The sequence below is a fragment of the Frondihabitans sp. Leaf304 genome, assembly GCF_001423105.1.
In the GTDB taxonomy this organism is placed as follows: Bacteria; Actinomycetota; Actinomycetes; order Actinomycetales; family Microbacteriaceae; genus Frondihabitans.
The window spans coordinates 1367003-1381845 of sequence record NZ_LMNV01000002.1; the positions used below are offsets into that span (position 1 = coordinate 1367003).

Annotated in this window: 13 protein-coding genes; 5 read left to right on the plus strand and 8 right to left on the minus strand. The window is 68.4% G+C overall.

The window, feature by feature from the left end; genetic code table 11:
- Window positions 1-346: 346 nt before the first annotated feature.
- Window positions 347-874 carry a GNAT family N-acetyltransferase gene (locus ASF54_RS06110; protein ID WP_055959859.1) on the minus strand — a complete coding sequence of 176 codons (528 nt, stop codon included), beginning with the start codon at window positions 872-874 and terminating at the stop codon, window positions 347-349.
- A gap of 106 nt (window positions 875-980) precedes the next feature.
- On the minus strand, window positions 981-2426 hold the full coding sequence (locus ASF54_RS06115) for a DHA2 family efflux MFS transporter permease subunit (protein ID WP_235480949.1): 1446 nt from the start codon (window positions 2424-2426) through the stop codon (window positions 981-983).
- A gap of 100 nt (window positions 2427-2526) precedes the next feature.
- On the opposite strand from ASF54_RS06115, the gene ASF54_RS06120 reads away from it, so the two are divergent.
- The 5 genes from ASF54_RS06120 to ASF54_RS06140 all read left to right on the plus strand — a co-directional run bounded on the left by ASF54_RS06120 (window position 2527) and on the right by ASF54_RS06140 (window position 7257).
- Window positions 2527-3153, plus strand: coding sequence for a TetR/AcrR family transcriptional regulator (locus ASF54_RS06120; protein WP_055959862.1), 627 nt, complete (start codon window positions 2527-2529; stop codon window positions 3151-3153).
- Window positions 3154-3230: 77 nt separating this feature from the next.
- Window positions 3231-3917 (plus strand): endonuclease/exonuclease/phosphatase family protein, encoded by a 687-nt coding sequence (locus ASF54_RS06125; protein ID WP_235480950.1) that lies wholly within the window; start codon window positions 3231-3233, stop codon window positions 3915-3917.
- 273 nt (window positions 3918-4190) lie between these two features.
- A complete protein-coding gene (locus tag ASF54_RS06130; RefSeq protein ID WP_055959867.1) occupies window positions 4191-4892 on the plus strand; it encodes a GntR family transcriptional regulator in 702 nt (233 codons plus the stop codon).
- Window positions 4873-5580: a GntR family transcriptional regulator gene (locus ASF54_RS06135; protein ID WP_055959869.1), complete on the plus strand. Its 708-nt coding sequence runs from the start codon at window positions 4873-4875 to the stop codon at window positions 5578-5580. The genes ASF54_RS06130 and ASF54_RS06135 overlap by 20 nt, the downstream gene beginning before the upstream one ends.
- A gap of 228 nt (window positions 5581-5808) precedes the next feature.
- A complete protein-coding gene (locus ASF54_RS06140) occupies window positions 5809-7257 on the plus strand; it encodes an O-acetylhomoserine aminocarboxypropyltransferase/cysteine synthase family protein (protein WP_235480951.1) in 1449 nt (482 codons plus the stop codon).
- Between the two features lie 10 nt (window positions 7258-7267).
- Here the strand turns inward: ASF54_RS06140 and ASF54_RS06145 are convergent, their stop codons facing one another.
- The 6 genes from ASF54_RS06145 to ASF54_RS06170 form a co-directional block, all read right to left on the minus strand.
- A complete protein-coding gene (locus tag ASF54_RS06145) occupies window positions 7268-8551 on the minus strand; it encodes a glycosyltransferase family 87 protein (RefSeq protein WP_162237100.1) in 1284 nt (427 codons plus the stop codon).
- A 133-nt stretch (window positions 8552-8684) separates the two neighbouring features.
- Window positions 8685-9617 carry a type IV toxin-antitoxin system AbiEi family antitoxin domain-containing protein gene (locus ASF54_RS06150; RefSeq protein WP_055959875.1) on the minus strand — a complete coding sequence of 311 codons (933 nt, stop codon included), beginning with the start codon at window positions 9615-9617 and terminating at the stop codon, window positions 8685-8687.
- A 135-nt stretch (window positions 9618-9752) separates the two neighbouring features.
- Window positions 9753-10658, minus strand: a complete 906-nt coding sequence (locus ASF54_RS06155) for a hypothetical protein (protein ID WP_084815989.1) — start codon at window positions 10656-10658, stop codon at window positions 9753-9755.
- 241 nt (window positions 10659-10899) lie between these two features.
- A complete protein-coding gene (gene araA, locus ASF54_RS06160) occupies window positions 10900-12414 on the minus strand; it encodes an L-arabinose isomerase (RefSeq protein ID WP_055959878.1) in 1515 nt (504 codons plus the stop codon).
- On the minus strand, window positions 12411-13133 hold the full coding sequence (locus tag ASF54_RS06165; RefSeq protein WP_055959882.1) for an L-ribulose-5-phosphate 4-epimerase: 723 nt from the start codon (window positions 13131-13133) through the stop codon (window positions 12411-12413). Before ASF54_RS06165 ends, araA begins: the two co-directional genes overlap by 4 nt.
- Window positions 13130-14776, minus strand: a complete 1647-nt coding sequence (locus ASF54_RS06170; RefSeq protein WP_055959885.1) for a xylulokinase — start codon at window positions 14774-14776, stop codon at window positions 13130-13132. Before ASF54_RS06170 ends, ASF54_RS06165 begins: the two co-directional genes overlap by 4 nt.
- Window positions 14777-14843 lie beyond the last annotated feature (67 nt).

Sequence of the window (14843 nt, forward strand, 5' to 3'; positions counted from 1 at the left end):
CGACACGCAAACGCCGCGCACACATCAGGCATGCAGGCGCAGGGCGAGCGCGCTCACGCGGACATACGAGGCGCACGCGCCCAGACTCCTGACACGCGAACGTCGCGCACACATCAGGCATGCAGGCGCCGGGCGAGCGCGCTGGTGCGGAAGGGTGAAGCACCCGCGACTGAACTCCTGATGCGCGAACGCCGGGCGCGGATCCTGAGCCCCTGCTACTGCTGCGGCTGCGGCTGCGGCTGCAAATTCGAAGGAGAAACACGCACACGGAGACACAAAATCAAGGATCCGGCGGGGTTGCGAACGGGGATCTCCTTCAAATTTGCAAGAGGGAAGGCAGGCGGAGCTACAGCACCTTCTCGAAGCAGATGCTGAACGGGATCGTCGTGATGTAGGGGTCGTAGGTGGGGATCGGCGTGTACCCGGAGCGCTCGTACAGCCGCACGGCTTCGGGCTGCATGTCGCCGGTCTGCAGGATGATGCGCGACGCCCCACCGGCCCGCGCGGCCGCCTCGAGTTCGGCCATGAGGCGCGCGCCTATGCCGGAGCCGCGGCGTGACGAGTCGACGATGACTCGCTTCATCTCCCAGTCGCCGCGAAGATCACGAAGCGCAGCGTGCCCGACAGGAACACCGTCGGCGTCGCTGATCAGGACGGTGACGAAGACGCCGGCCGGATCGACCGACAGCGCCCGGTGCAGCGCGGCCTCCTGCTCGGGCGTTTTCCCGGCGTCACGGCCGGCGTACCGGATGCTCATCTCGGCGTCCATGTCGGCGCGGAGGCGTTCGGCGCGGGGATCGTTCCACTCGACGTGCTCGACCCGAAGCGACGAGCCAGAGGCGGTGGGGGCGGGGTTCTGTGCGGCAGTACTCACCCGACTATTCTGCCGCCTCCGGTCGAGGCGCTCCCCCACTCAGACGCCGAACGGACTACCCGACCCGCCGCGGCAGGCCTGGTAGTCCGTTCGGGGTCGGTAGGCCCTAGCGGGCAGAGACCAACTCAGGATCCGCGGCCACCCCGACCTCGACCGACGCCTGCTCCCGACGCACGATGCCCGAGGGCAGCAGCGCCGCCAGCAGCGCCGATCCGAGCAGCACGCTCGCTCCGACCAGCACGGCCGGCACCGCCGCCGACACGTAGCCGGTAGGGGTGAGCTCCCCGCCCGCCCCGACGAACACCGCGGTGAGTACCGCGATACCGAGCGCCACGCCGATCTCGCGCAGAGTGGAGTTCGTTCCGGTGGCCTTGGCGTGATCGGCCGGGGGCATGTTGACGAGCACGGCCGTCGAGATCGGCGCGAAGACGAGGCCCATGCCGATTCCGGCGAGCACGAATCCGGGCAAGAGAGTGAGGTAGGCGACGTCGGCGTTCATCGTGAGACCGATCTCGAAGAGGCCCGCCGAGAGGAACAGCAGCCCCATCACGATCAAGAGCCGCGTGCCGACGCGTGGTGCGATGATCCCGGTCAGCGGGGCGACCACCATCGGCGCCAGGGTCCAGGGCATCGTCGCGATTCCGGCCTCGAGCGGCGACTTGCCCTGCACCACCTGCAAGAACTGGATCAGGATGAAGACCGCGCCGAAGGCTCCGAAGCTGAAGGTCATGGCCACGAGATTTGCAAGGGTGAAGCTACGGTCGCGGAAGAGGCGGAGCGGAAGCAGCGGAGCCTCGACTCTCGACTCCCACACCACGAAGGCGATGAGCAATGCCGCGCCGGCGATGAGGGCTGCCAGCACCTCGGTGCTCGACCAACCCGCGTCGTTGCCGCGGACGACCCCGTAGACGACCCCGAGGATCCCGGCACCCGCGAGCAGCACACCCACGACGTCGGCTCGAACCCGCTCCCCCACCGTGTTCGGCAGCGCGTAGAGGGCCAGTGGCACGGCGATGATGCCAATCGGCACATTCAGCCAGAAAATCGACTCCCAACTCCAGCTCTCGACCACGGCACCGCCGATCAACGGGCCGAGGGCGACGCCGAGGCCCGAGACGCCACTCCAGATGCCGATGGCCACCGGCCGCGCCTTGTCGGACACGGAACCGACGAGGAGGGTGAGCGAGAGCGGCATGACGGCGGCGGCTCCGGCCCCTTCGAGGGCGCGCCACGCGATGAGCATCTCGGAGGAGGTGCTGAGAGCGGCGAGCGCCGACGCCACGGTGAAGACGACGATGCCGCCGACGAAGAGGTGCCGTCGACCGAACCGGTCGCCGAGGCTGACGGCCAGGAGCATGAGAGCGGCGAACGAGAGCGTGTAGGCGTTCGTGATCCACTGCAGGCTCTCGACCGAGGAGCCGAGCTTCTCGTGAATGGCGGGCAGGGCGCTGGTCACCACGAGGTTGTCGAGGGTGGCCATGAACATCGGCAGGGAGGCGGCGACGAGCGCGAGCCAGAGGGGAATGCGGCGGGTGCCGGGCAGAGTGGTCACGATGTTCTCCTGGGGAGCTACGGGCCGGGAGGTTGTAATCGGATGATTACTAATCGGCTGATGCCTAGACATTAAGTAATCGACTGATAACCTGTCAAGTATGAATTCGACGTCGGCAGCCCCCACGACCGAGACGCGCATGTCAGCTGCGGATCGCCGCGAGCAGATCCTCGACGTCGCAACCGGGCTCTTCGGCGATCGCGGCTTCCACGGCACGACCACCGACCAGGTTGCGCAGGCCGCCGGCATCAGCCAGCCCTACGTCGTGCGCATGTTCGGCACGAAAGAGAAGCTGTTCCTCGAGGTGCTCGACCGCGCCCTGGGGCTGCTGTTGCACACGTTCCGCCGGATCCTGGAGTCCCCCGCGGGCGACGACGATCGCCCGATGCAGGCACGACTCGGCAGCGGCTACGTCGACCTCCTCGGAACGCGCGGGGTCCACCGCACTCTGCTGCACGCGTTCGTGTCGGGCAACGATCCCGTGATCGGTGCCGCCGCACGACGGGGCTTCGTCGACATCTACCGCTTCCTGCGCGACGAGGCGAAGTTCACCCCGGCGGAGGTCGAGGTGTTCCTCTCGCAGGGAATGCTCTTCAGCGTGCTGCTCGGCATCGAGCTGCCCGCGGCGTTCGGGCAGGATTCGGATGCCGACGAACTCATGCAGGTCGCCTTCGCGGACAAATGCGGGGTCGTGCTCGAAATGGCCGGTCCGGGCACGGCACGGTGAGTCACACCGGATGACGTTCCTGTGAACGCGGCGGGTTCCTGAACGCCACACCCCTCGCGAGAGGCGAGAATGTCGGAATGGAACCCGATTTGAGAATCGTCAGCTACAACCTCCGCGAGCACCTCGCGATCGGTGAGCTGACAGCACTCGTCGAGGCTCACTCGATGGATGTGCTCTGCCTGCAGGAGTGCGACAGCACCGACATCCCCGATGAGATCCTCGGCCTGAAACTTGCCGCGTCGACGAAGACGAACCGCCTGGGGCTTGCCCTCTACTACCGCGAGAGCCGCTTCGAACTGCTCGGCACGAGTCTCTTCGCCCTGATGAAGTCGATGCACGACCGCGTCATGGCGCCGGCCCACGAGCGCCTTCTGGCCGCACGATTGCGCGATCTGCACACCGGCGAAGAGATCGTGGTGGCCGACTTCCACGCCGCGCCGCTCACCGCGTCGAACGGCCTGCGCCGCAAGCAGATCGGCCTCGCTCACGAGAAGCTCAAGGAGCTCGCCGACGGCGTGCCAACTGTGATGGTCGGCGACTTCAACTACCCCTGGTTTCGCAAGGGGCTGCGGAAGCATCTCCAGAAGACCGGGTACGAGCTCTCGATCACCGACGAACCGACCTACGCACGGTCGGGCTTCAGCGGCCGCTTCGACTTCGCCACGACGATGGGGATGCAGATCGCCGGCGTGCTCTCTCTGCCCCAGGGCAAGTCGGATCACCGGCCGATCCTGCTGCTCGCGACGGTCGCAGAAAAGGTGTGAACGCTCACATACCGAGCAGAATGTTTAGCCAGGTATGTTGCAGTGGTCCGGTAATCTGATTACCATCGGAGGACGCCACTGATCCGGCGGTGGCGGGAGCTCTTTTATTCGGGTAAGAGACTCCCGCCTTTCTCTTTGCGCCGGTAAGCCGTCGCGTTTGCACTGCCGGGCACCGCGAGATCACGCCGATCGGCGCCGCGTGTACTGTCTGGAACGCCCACGTCCATCGCGCCCGACGACGTCGGCTCTGAGGGCATTCGACTGAAGGACGCCATGGCCGACGACAAGATCTCGCGGACTCTGCTGCGCGAGCAAGTCCTCGTCACGATCAGCACCGCCATTCTCGACGGAACCCTGCTGCCCGGTGAGCGCCTCCGCGACGACGAGTTGACCGCCTGGCTCGGCACCAGCCGCGCACCCATTCGGGAGGCCCTCGATCAGCTGGCCGACATCGGCCTGGTCGAGATGGCGCCCAACCGGTTCACGAAGGTCGCCGTGATTTCGCCGCGCCTGTACGCCGAGAGTGCAGCCGTCTGGTCTGCCATGGTCACGCGCGGAATGTACTGGGGCATTCTCCGATTTCCCGCAGACCACCTGCCCGAAGTCGAGGCGATCAATGCCGAGCTCGCCCACGCTGTCCCGGCCGAGTTCCCACCAGGCCCGACCCCGGTCGACCGCTTCGTCGCCGCAGTACTGAAGCACTGCGACAACCAGGTGCTCCTCGAGAGCATCCGCGCTCACGATCCCCTGCTCGCACTCGGGGTCAACCGCTTCAAGGATTCGATGGACGCCGCCCCCATCCACGCCTTCTTCGTCGGGCTCATCCGTCGATGCCGCGACCACGACGTCGAGGGCTTCGAGGCAGACATGCGCGTGTTCCTCGACGGGCCGATGACGAGCTTCATGGCCCGGGTCTCCGGGTACGACGACGCCGACGAGTACGAGAAGGACCGCAATGCCGGTACCCTCCGCTGACCCCGCCGCGCCGTCCCCGCGTCGCCTCCTGACCAATGACGTCTTCGAGCGCCTCCGCGACGACATCGTGCGGGGCCGGCTCGAACCCGGCCAGCGCCTGCACGACCAGGAGCTCGCCGCCCGGCTCGGCCTCTCGCGCGCGACCGTCCGAACAGCCCTCCTGCGCCTGAAGCACGTCGGCCTCGTCGAAGCGGTGCCGAACCTCTACACGCGGGTCACGCCCCTCGATCTCCGGCGGTATCTCGACACGCAAGACACCGCGTCGGCCCTCTACCTCTTCGCCGTCCGCTTCGCCACGCCCATCCTCTCGGACGAGAGCATCCACCGGCTCCAGACCTGGGTCGCGCAGCTCGGCAGCACCCGCACCGACCCCCGGGTCATTGACCGCGAGACGATCTTCACCGGCGCCGTGTTCGAGGGATTCTTCCGGGTGTTCCTCGACACGCTAGACAACGGTCCTCTCGACCGGACGCTGGCGCGACTCCGCCCGCACCTCGAGCGCATGTTCGGACTGTTCTCCGAGTTCCTTCCGGCCGAGACGATCGACACCGCCTTCCGTCGCGCCGTCGAGGGTGCCGCCGCCCGTGACGCCGAAGCCGCCACCCTGGGGGTGCACCTCTTCCTGGAGGAGGCACTCGGCGACTTCCACCGGCGGATCCGCGAGCTCCCCGAGTTCGCTGGCGCCTGACGCCTCTCCTTCGAATTTGAAGGAGAAACGCAGGGCAGACCCCCGCCGATCGGCATGAACCGACTCCCGGCCGCGGGTTTTTCCTTCCAATTTGCAGACGGGGCCCGCGCGAGGCCGATTGTGTACGCGTGTGACGCCTCCCGTGAGCTCCCGAGGCGCTTCGGCTAGCCTGCCAAGACGCGACAAGCCCACCAGCACGCCGACCCACGCCAGAGAGCCGAGTAGCCCATGACCAGCCCGACCTTCGACTTCGAGACCCGGCAGATCCACGCGGGCACCGCACTCGACAGCGACTTCGGCGCTCGGCTCCCCCCGATGTACCAGTCGGCCGGGTTCGTCTTCGACTCGTTCGACGACGGCCGCGGACGCTTCGACGGGTCGGTGCGCGCGGCGGCATACGCCCGGACCGACAACCCCACTAACGCGGCTGTGGCGCGGCGCCTGGCCGACCTCGAGGGCGGCGCCGGCGCACTCCTCACGGCGAGCGGCACCGCGGCGATCGCCCTCACGCTCAACGCCCTCGCCGTCTCGGGCGACCACGTGCTCGCGACCGCCAGCCTTTACGAGGGCACCCGCACCCTCTTCTCGAACAGCTTCGCCCGCCAGGGCATCGAGATCGAGTTGATCGACGCCGACGCTCCCGACGAGGTCTGGCAGAACGCGATCCGGCCGACCACCAAGGCGCTGTTCACCGAGACGATCCCCAACCCGAAGAACGACGTCGTCGACCTGGAGCGTCTCGCGCGAATCGCGCACGAGGGTGGCTTCCCCCTCATCGTCGACAACACCGTCGCGACGCCCTACCTCAACCGTCCGATCGAACACGGCGCCGACCTCGTGATCCACTCCACCTCGAAGTGGCTGTCCGGCCACGGGGCCGTGCTCGGCGGCGTCGTCGTCGACTCGGGCACGTTCGACTGGGTGTCGCAGGCGTCGCGCTTTCCGCAGATCGCGAGCCCGAGTGCCCGGGGGGTCGCCTCGTTTGTCGACCGCTTCGGATCCTTGGCCTTCTTGACCTACCTCCGCAGCGTCACGGCGCTCGACTACGGCCCCACGCTGCCCGCCACCAGCGCATTCATGCTGCTGCAGGGCATCGAGACGCTCTCGCTGCGCATGGACCGCCACGTGGCGAACTCGCTGGCGCTCGCACAGTGGCTCGAGCACCACGACCTCGTCACGAACGTCGACTACCCGGGTCTCGTCGGCAGCCCGTACTACGCCAGGGCCCAGCGCTATCTTCCGCAGGGCCAGGGCGCCGTCGTTACGTTCGATCTCGTCGGCGGCATCGAGGGGTCGAAGGCGTTCATCGATTCGCTCGAGCTCATCAGCAAGATGACGCACCTCGGCGACGTGCGGACGCTCGCGATCCACACCGGGTCGACGATCCACGGGCACCTGACCGAAGAAGAGCGCCTCGGCCGCGGCATCACGCCGGGCACCATCCGGCTGTCGGTCGGGCTCGAGAGCGTGCGCGACCTGCGACGCGAACTGGAGCGGGCCCTCGAGGCCGTCCGCGTGGTCGTCGCAGGGCAGGGTGAGGCTTCGCAAGGTCAGGGCACGCAGGGCGAGGGCTCGCAGGGCCAGGGCTCGCAGGGCCAGGGCTCGCAGGGTCAGGGCTCGCAGGGCAAGGCTTCGCAGGTCGACGACGAGCAGGATCCGGCGGCTGACGCCGCCTGAGGCTCAGCGTCTAGTAGCTCCTGGTCCTTACCTCGGAGCCGAACGGCCGCGTCGACAGCGGCAGGGTGACGGGCACGAATGCGGCCCGCGCGAGACGGTACGTCGCCCATACGAAGATCACGATCAGCAGCAGGTTGCGGACGGTGAGCAACAGCGCCGTGCTGACACCCCCGGCGAGCAGATCGTCGTACAGCACCGGGTAGACGAGCGTCGTCAGCACGCAGACGATGACGAGGACCGCACCGGGAAAACGCCACTCCGACCGCTTCGTCATCAGCCCGACGGCGACGATCGGGGTGAGCCAGAGGACGTACTGCGGCGATCCGACCTTGTTGAAGACGATGAAGGCCGCGGCGAGACCGAGAGCGCCGAGCAGAACGAGATCGAGCTCGCGGCCGAGCGGCTTCGCGAACGCCGAGAGCCGACGCGTGGCAAGCGCTAGCAGGACGAGCAGTGCCACCATGACCACGACCATGATGAGCGTGCCGTTCGAGATGAGCCAGGAGTCGCCCGGGCCGGTGACCTCCTCGGTGACCAGCTTGTGGTCGTGATAGATGTGGGCGCCGGGTACGCCGACGACCGTCATCCACAGCCACGGGGCCGCGAACGGCGCCTCGATCTGCAAGCCGCGTGAGCCCTGCTCGCCGACGAAGCTCGTGAGGTGACGGACGCCTCCCGCGGCGAGGACCACGCCGACGACGACCGCGCTGGTCAGGATCCCGGTGACGAGAGCGATCCACCGTTTCGACGAGGCGATGACCATCGCGAGCACGACCGCGGCGGGCCACACCTTGATCCACGTGGCCGCGGCCAGCAGAAACCCTGCCACCCGAGGCCGAGCGGTGACGACGAGAAGCGCCACCACGACCGCAGGCCCGACGAGCCCCTCCAGCCGCATCAGCGCGACCGGCGCCAGGATCGCGATCGTCGCGACCCAGAACCACGGAGCGGTGAGGTCGTGGCGCCGCTTCGACTTGTCGAGCAGCAGCCACAGTGCGACACCGTTGACGACTGCCATGAGCACGAGCCACACGACCTGGTACAGCCCGAATCCGAGCACAGCCGGGATCAGCATGGGCACCAGCGCCCCGGCCGGGTACACCCAGTCGTGGTCGAACACGGGCCAGTCGCCGGTGAAGATCGCGTGGTGCATCCAGCCCTGGTACACCGACACGTCGCCGCCGGCCGTGCCCCGGAATGTGAAGGGCAGCGTGCCGACGAACACGGCGATATGCACCGCCGCGAAGACGATCCAGATCAGCAGGGGCGATCGGGAGGCGCGGGCGAGAAGCACCATCCGAGTGTAGGTGCTTGCGGCTGCGGTCGGGTTCGGGGCGGGCTGCCCTGGGCCCGTCTTCGATGTGCCCACGATGCGGACTTAGCACTAAGCAGTCGAGTGGTGCGGAGTCCGCATCGTGGGCCATAGATCACCTGAGCGGAATGTCCGCCTCGACGAGCATCCGGCGGAGGCGCCAGGGCTCCACGAGATCCCGCCAATCGACGCGGACAACCCTTCGCACTTCAGGCAGGGCCAGCATGCGTCTTTCCCGCCGACGTTCAAGGAGCACGATCTGACTTGCCGACAGCCCCTTCCGGTAGCGCGCGTTTAGGTACTTCTGGTCGCCGTCGAACTCGATGACGGCACGTTCCTGTTCCATGTAGAAGTCGGCGAAGCCGATCAACCCGTCGGCATCGGTAAACCTCTTCTGCAGAATTGGAACCGGTGCCCCGAGCTCGAAAAGGCGACACCGGGCCCATGACTCTCCTCCGGAATCCGACTTCGGAGACGCGAACCTAATAGCACGCTCGGCCGCCCGGCGACCTCGGACGATGGCCCTCCCTTCCAATGCCGAGAGCAAGCCGTCGACGGTGATGCCCGACTGTCTCAGTTCGGCGTCGAGGCTAACGACCGAGCTGGAAAAACTCCCTCGAAGCGCGCAGTCCAGCAGGGTTCGCTCAAGGCTCGTGATACGTAGTCCGTTTCGCATCACCACATCGTCATCGTCTAGCGGTGCCCCATGCTTGGTGACCCCGTGCCACGACTGTCCGCGGGAGCGTTCCGGGTCGGTGACGTGAACCGATTCCGGCCACCGACCCAGGATCGGCACTCCATGAAATGCCAGCGCCGACTCATGCGACACGATCAGACGGTCACCGAGGCTCGGCCTGGCTGCCACGACTCGGAGCACGTGCCGGTCGCGATCGGACAGTGTCGACCAGTCGGCCGTCCGCACGTAGACGCCCGCGTGGACGAGCGTGAGGTCACCCCTATCTGCACCACGACTGAGGCGACGGGCCTCACGGCTGTCTCGCCCATAGGCGGACGCACGGTACAGGGGCGGCAAGTTCTCGAACGGCATGAGCCCAGGATCCGACGCCCGCCTGCTCGGATCCTCGGCTCCTCGCCTGATGTGGACAACTCGTCGCCAAGGTGCCCCTGGGGAGGCCGAGTCAGCACGGGGTGCAACCAGCACACCCGGGGCAGCACGGCCGCGTCAGAGCGCCAGCAGCGTCCGCTCCGCGGCACGGGAGAGGCCCGAGCTGCGCGTCCGGTCGAGACCACGGGCGCGCTCGTCGGCGAGGGTGTCGAGGAGCGTCTGCTCGAGGGGACGACGCCGACCGCCGAGGGCGAGGTAGGCGGCGTCGGAGCGCTGGGAGAAAGCGGCCGACTCGCGCGGCAGCCAGAGCGGCAGCGACGACGGCCCGGCCCAGTGGTCGACGCCGTGCTCGGCGAGCCAGGCGTCGGAGCGACCACGGAGGCGGCCGGTGAAGCCCGCGACGAACGCCGACCGCTCGACGACGTGCGCGAGCGGCAGCGACTCGCCCACGGCGTTCACGGTGCCGGTGAGAGACCGTGCTCCGGCCTCGACGACGAACGACGCGAGGTCGCGCACGTCGATGGCCTGCGACCACAGCCCGTCGAACGTCGGCACGAGCACGTCGCCGGGCTGGTCGAGGGGTTCGTCGGCCGGCATCGACGCGACGTGCGCGAGGCGGGCCACCCAGTAGCCGAAGCGGTCGCTCGGGTCGCCGGGGCCGGCGATGAGCCCCGGGCGGACGATCAGCAGGCGGTCGCCGGGGGCCGCAGCCGTGGCGCGCTCGTTCGTGACCTTCTGGTTGCCGTAGCCCGTCGGATCCTCGTCCGGGTCGACGAGCTCGGCCGATTCGTCGGCACCGGGCTGATCGTCGAGGGCGTAGACGGAGACCGTCGAGACTAGGGTCCAGTGTCGGGCGCGAGCGGCGAGCGCGGTCAGGGCGCCGGTAACGAGGTCGGGGTCGAACGAGAGCTCGACGATGTCGTCCCACTCGGTGTCGCGGACGGCGTCGTAGGCGCCGGGCTCGGTGCGATCGACACGGACGAACTGGGCGCCGCGGGGGGGCGTCAGCCGTGCCGCGGGCAAGGCAGGTGACGGAGTCGCCGCGATTGAGGGCCGCCGTGGCGATCTCGCGCCCCAGCCATCCTGTGCCGCCGAGGATGAGGACTCTGCGCTGTGCCATGCCCCCAGGCTAGCCAGGCCGGCAGCAGCCCCGACACCGTAAATCAGCCGCGAGTCCGCAAATCGGCCCGACACCAGAAAACGGGCACGACACCGCCGAAAGACGGTGCCGCGCCCGAAAGGTGGCGTCAGGCGCAGAGGCGAGCTACAGGCCGCGAGCCAGGCGGAAGTACGCCGCGTTCCACTGCACCTCGCGGCGGAACTCCCTCAGCGTCGTCGACTCGTCGATGATCAGCAGCTCGGTGCCGGCCATGAGCGCGAAGTCTTCGAAGGCTTCAAGCCCGACGGCGTTCGACATGACGGTGTGGTGCGCGGCACCGGCGGTGAGCCACGCCTCGGCCGAGACCGCGAACGAGGGGCGGGGCTCCCAGACGGCGCGTCCGACCGGGAGGTTAGGCAGGTCGGCGTCGGGGGCGACGACGTCGACGACGTTCGCGGTAAGGCGGAAGCGGTCGCGCATGTCGCTGAGCGCCACCACGACGGCCGGGCCGGAGTCGGCGGTGAAGACCAGGCGCACCGGGTCGTCTTTGCCGCCGATGCCGAGGGCGTGGATCTCGAGCGACGGCTTCGACGAGGTGAGCGACGGCGAGACCTCGAGCATGTGCGCCCCGAGGATCTTCTCGGCGCCGGGCACCAGGTTGTAGGTGTAGTCCTCCATGAGCGAGGCACCGCCGGGGAGGCCGGCACCCATCACGTTGGCGGCGCGCACCAGCACGGCGGTCTTCCAGTCGCCCTCGGCGCCGAAGCCGTAGCCCTCGGCCATGAGGCGCTGCACGGCGAGACCCGGCAGCTGCTTGAGCGAGCCGAGGTCTTCGAAGTTGGTGGTGAAGGCCGAGAAGTCGCCGGCCTCGAGGAACGAGCGGAGGCCGAGCTCGATGGCGGCGCCGTCGCGGAGAGACTGATGACGCTCTCCGCCCGGGAGCAGCGCCGGCACAACGTCGTACGAGTCGACGTAGACCTGCACGAGCGCGTCGACGTCGGCGTCGGTGGCGGCGTCGACCGCAGCGGCGAGCTCGTTGACGCCCCACGTGTTCACCGAGACGCCGAACACGTGCTCGGCCTCGGTCTTGTCGCCCTCGGTGACGGCGACGTTGCGCATGTTGTCGCCGAAGCGCGCGAGCTTCATCGAGCGGGTCGCGGCCCAGCCGGCGGCGGCACGCATCCAGGTCGAGATCTGAGAGACGACACGAGGATCCGAGACATGGCCGACGACGGTCTTGCGCGCGACCCCGAGACGCGACTGGATGTATCCGAACTCCCGGTCGCCGTGCGCGGCCTGGTTGAGGTTCATGAAGTCGAAGTCGATCTCGGCCCAGGGCAGCTCGACGTTCGCCTGCGTGTGGAAGTGCAGCAGTGGCTTGCGGAGCGCGTCGAGGCCGGCGATCCACATCTTGGCGGGGCTGAACGTGTGCATCCAGGCGGTGACGCCGATGACCTCGTCGCGGGCGTTGACCTCGAGGGCGAGCTTGCGGATCGCGTCAGAGTCGGTGAGCACGGGCTTCCAGACGACCTTGACCGGAACCCCGGCGGCCGCGCCGAGGGCATCAGCGATCTCGCGCGACTGGTCGGCGACCTGGCGGAGCGTCTCTTCGCCGTAGAGGCCCTGCGACCCGGTGAGGAACCAGACCTCGTACTGGTCGAGAGAGGTGTTCAGGGTCATTTCGTGGCTCCTTCAGGCGCTTGGCCGTAGACGTTCTGGTAGCGGTCGAAGAGAGCGTCGATGCTCTCCTGCGGGATGGGAATGAGGTCGCCGAGCTGGCGGGAGAGATGCACGGTGCGGGCCACGTCTTCGGCCATGACCGCGGCCTTGACGGCGTCGCGGGCGTCTTTGCCGATGGTGAAGACCCCGTGGTTCTGCATGAGCACGGCGCGCGACCGGTGGCCGGTCAGCGTGGCGACGATGCCCTCGCCGATCGACTCGTCGCCGATGATCGCGAACGGCCCGACCGGAATGGGCCCGCCGAACTCGTCGGCCATGGCCGTGATCACGCAGGGGATCTCTTCGCCCCGGGCGGCCCAGGCGGTGGCGTAGGTCGAGTGCGTGTGCACCACTCCCCCGACCTCGGGCATGTGTCGGTAGACGTAGGCGTGGGCGGCGGTGTCGGACGACGGCGACTTCTCGCTGCCGGGGCTCCCGGCGATGACGTTGCCGTCGAGGTCGCAGAGAATCTGGTTCTCGGGGGCGAGGTCGTCGTAGTCGACACCGCTCGGCTTGATCACGAAGAGGTCGGCGCCCGGCACACGGCCAGAGACGTTGCCGCCGGTCCAGATAACGAGGCCGTACTTCGTCAGCTCGGAGTGCAGCGTCGCGACCTGCTCTCGTGTCGTCTGGATCGCCTGCTCGACGGCGGGAGAGAAGGATCCTTGGGGTTCGGTCATGAGGCGGCGCCTTCTTTCGGGGTGGTCGGGTTCGAACGAGTGGGGGTGGCGGCCGCTGCTGCTCGCTGCAGCGGAAGCGCGGTGCGGTAGCGCTCGAGGTAGGCGGCGAAGCCCGCCTCATCGGCCGGCGTCGGCTCGACGGTCACGGCCTCACTACCGCCGAAGACCTCGCCGTCGAGGAACTCGGCAAGCGTGGTCTCGGACGCGCGCTCGAGGTAGGCGGCGAGCACGGCGATGCCCCACGCGCCGCCCTCGCTCGCGGTGGTCTCGACGGTGATCGGCACGCCGAGGGCCGCGGCCAGCAGCTGCTGTGAGGCACCGGGGGTGCGGAACAGGCCGCCGTGGGCGAGGAGGCGATCGACCCGCACGTCTTCGTCGGCGAGGATCTCCATGCCGATGCTGAGCGTCGCAAAGGCGCCGAACACCTCGGAGCGGATGAGGTTGGCGAGAGTGAAGCTGCTGCCCGGGGTTCGGACGAACAGGGGTCGGCCGTCTTCGACGTCGGTCACGGGCTCACCGGCGAGGTAGTTGAACGACAGCAGGCCACCGGCGTCGGCGTCGCCCTCGAGAGCCTCGGCGAAGAGGGTCGTATAGACGTCGTCCATGGGCGTGGCCGCGCCCGACGCCTCGCTGAATCGCCCGAACACCCGCGCCCACGACGCCAACTCGCTGGCACCGTTATTGCAGTGGACCATGGCGACCGCATCGCCGACCGGCGTCGTGACCACGTCGAGCTCGGCGTGCACGGCCCGGAGCGGCTCGTCGAGCACGACCATCGCGAAGATGCTCGTGCCGACGCTGACGTTGCCGGTGCGCTTTGCGACCGAATTGGTCGCCACCATGCCGGTGCCGGCGTCGCCCTCGGGCGGGCAGAACGGGATGCCCGACCGAAGCGTTCCGGTGGGGTCGAGCAGGGCGGCGCCCGCGTCGGTGAGGGTGCCGGCGTCGGCTCCGGCGGGCAGGACCTCGGGAAGGAGCGCGGCGAGGTCGAGGCCGGAGGTGTGTGCGTCGAGACGCTCCTGGGCGATCTGGCGCATGGAGGCGTCGTAGCTCGACGTCGCGGGGTCGATCGGAAACATGCCGGACGCGTCGCCGACGCCGAGCGCGTTGCGGCCGGTCAGCAGGTGGTGCACGTAGCCGGCGAGAGTGGTGAGCGAGGCGATCTCGGAGACGTGGGGCTCGTCGTCGAGCACCGCCTGGTACAGGTGCGCGATCGACCAGCGCAACGGGATGTTGAACCCGAGCGCATCGCTGAGCTCGGCCGCGGCGGGGCCGGTCGACGAGTTGCGCCAGGTGCGGAAGGGCACCAGCAGCTCGCCGCCCGCGTCGAGTGCGATGTAGCCGTGCATCATGGCCGAGATGCCGATGGCCGCGAACGTCGTCGGGACCACGTCGAACTTCGCCTGCACGTCGGCGACGAGGGCGGCGTAGGAGGCCTGCAGGCCGGCACCGACGGCCTCGATCGAGTAGCTCCAGCGACCGTCGACGAACTCGTTCTCCCATTCGAAGCTGCCCGAGGCGATCGTGGCGAAGTCGCCGCCGATCAGGCAGGCCTTGATGCGGGTCGAGCCAAACTCGATACCGAGGGTCGCGCGGCCGTCGCTGATCAGTCGAGCGGAGTCGGTCGGGGCGGGAGAGGTCATGGAGACATCCTTGTCTTCGTCAAAGGGGCACAGCCATTCTGCCATGTGAGCGCTCACTTGGGGAGGC

What these genes read in the sequence shown, in the direction of transcription:
- ASF54_RS06135 (WP_055959869.1), top strand. Translation starts at nt 4,873, where the DNA reads ATGCCGGTACCCTCCGCTGACCCCGCCGCGCCGTCCCCGCGTCGCCTC.
- ASF54_RS06140 (WP_235480951.1), top strand. Translation starts at nt 5,809, where the DNA reads ATGACCAGCCCGACCTTCGACTTCGAGACCCGGCAGATCCACGCGGGC.
- ASF54_RS06125 (WP_235480950.1), top strand. Translation starts at nt 3,231, where the DNA reads ATGGAACCCGATTTGAGAATCGTCAGCTACAACCTCCGCGAGCACCTC.
- ASF54_RS06130 (WP_055959867.1), top strand. Translation starts at nt 4,191, where the DNA reads ATGGCCGACGACAAGATCTCGCGGACTCTGCTGCGCGAGCAAGTCCTC.
- araA (WP_055959878.1), bottom strand. Translation starts at nt 12,414, where the DNA reads ATGACCCTGAACACCTCTCTCGACCAGTACGAGGTCTGGTTCCTCACC.
- ASF54_RS06150 (WP_055959875.1), bottom strand. Translation starts at nt 9,617, where the DNA reads ATGCCGTTCGAGAACTTGCCGCCCCTGTACCGTGCGTCCGCCTATGGG.
- ASF54_RS06170 (WP_055959885.1), bottom strand. Translation starts at nt 14,776, where the DNA reads ATGACCTCTCCCGCCCCGACCGACTCCGCTCGACTGATCAGCGACGGC.
- ASF54_RS06165 (WP_055959882.1), bottom strand. Translation starts at nt 13,133, where the DNA reads ATGACCGAACCCCAAGGATCCTTCTCTCCCGCCGTCGAGCAGGCGATC.
- ASF54_RS06120 (WP_055959862.1), top strand. Translation starts at nt 2,527, where the DNA reads ATGAATTCGACGTCGGCAGCCCCCACGACCGAGACGCGCATGTCAGCT.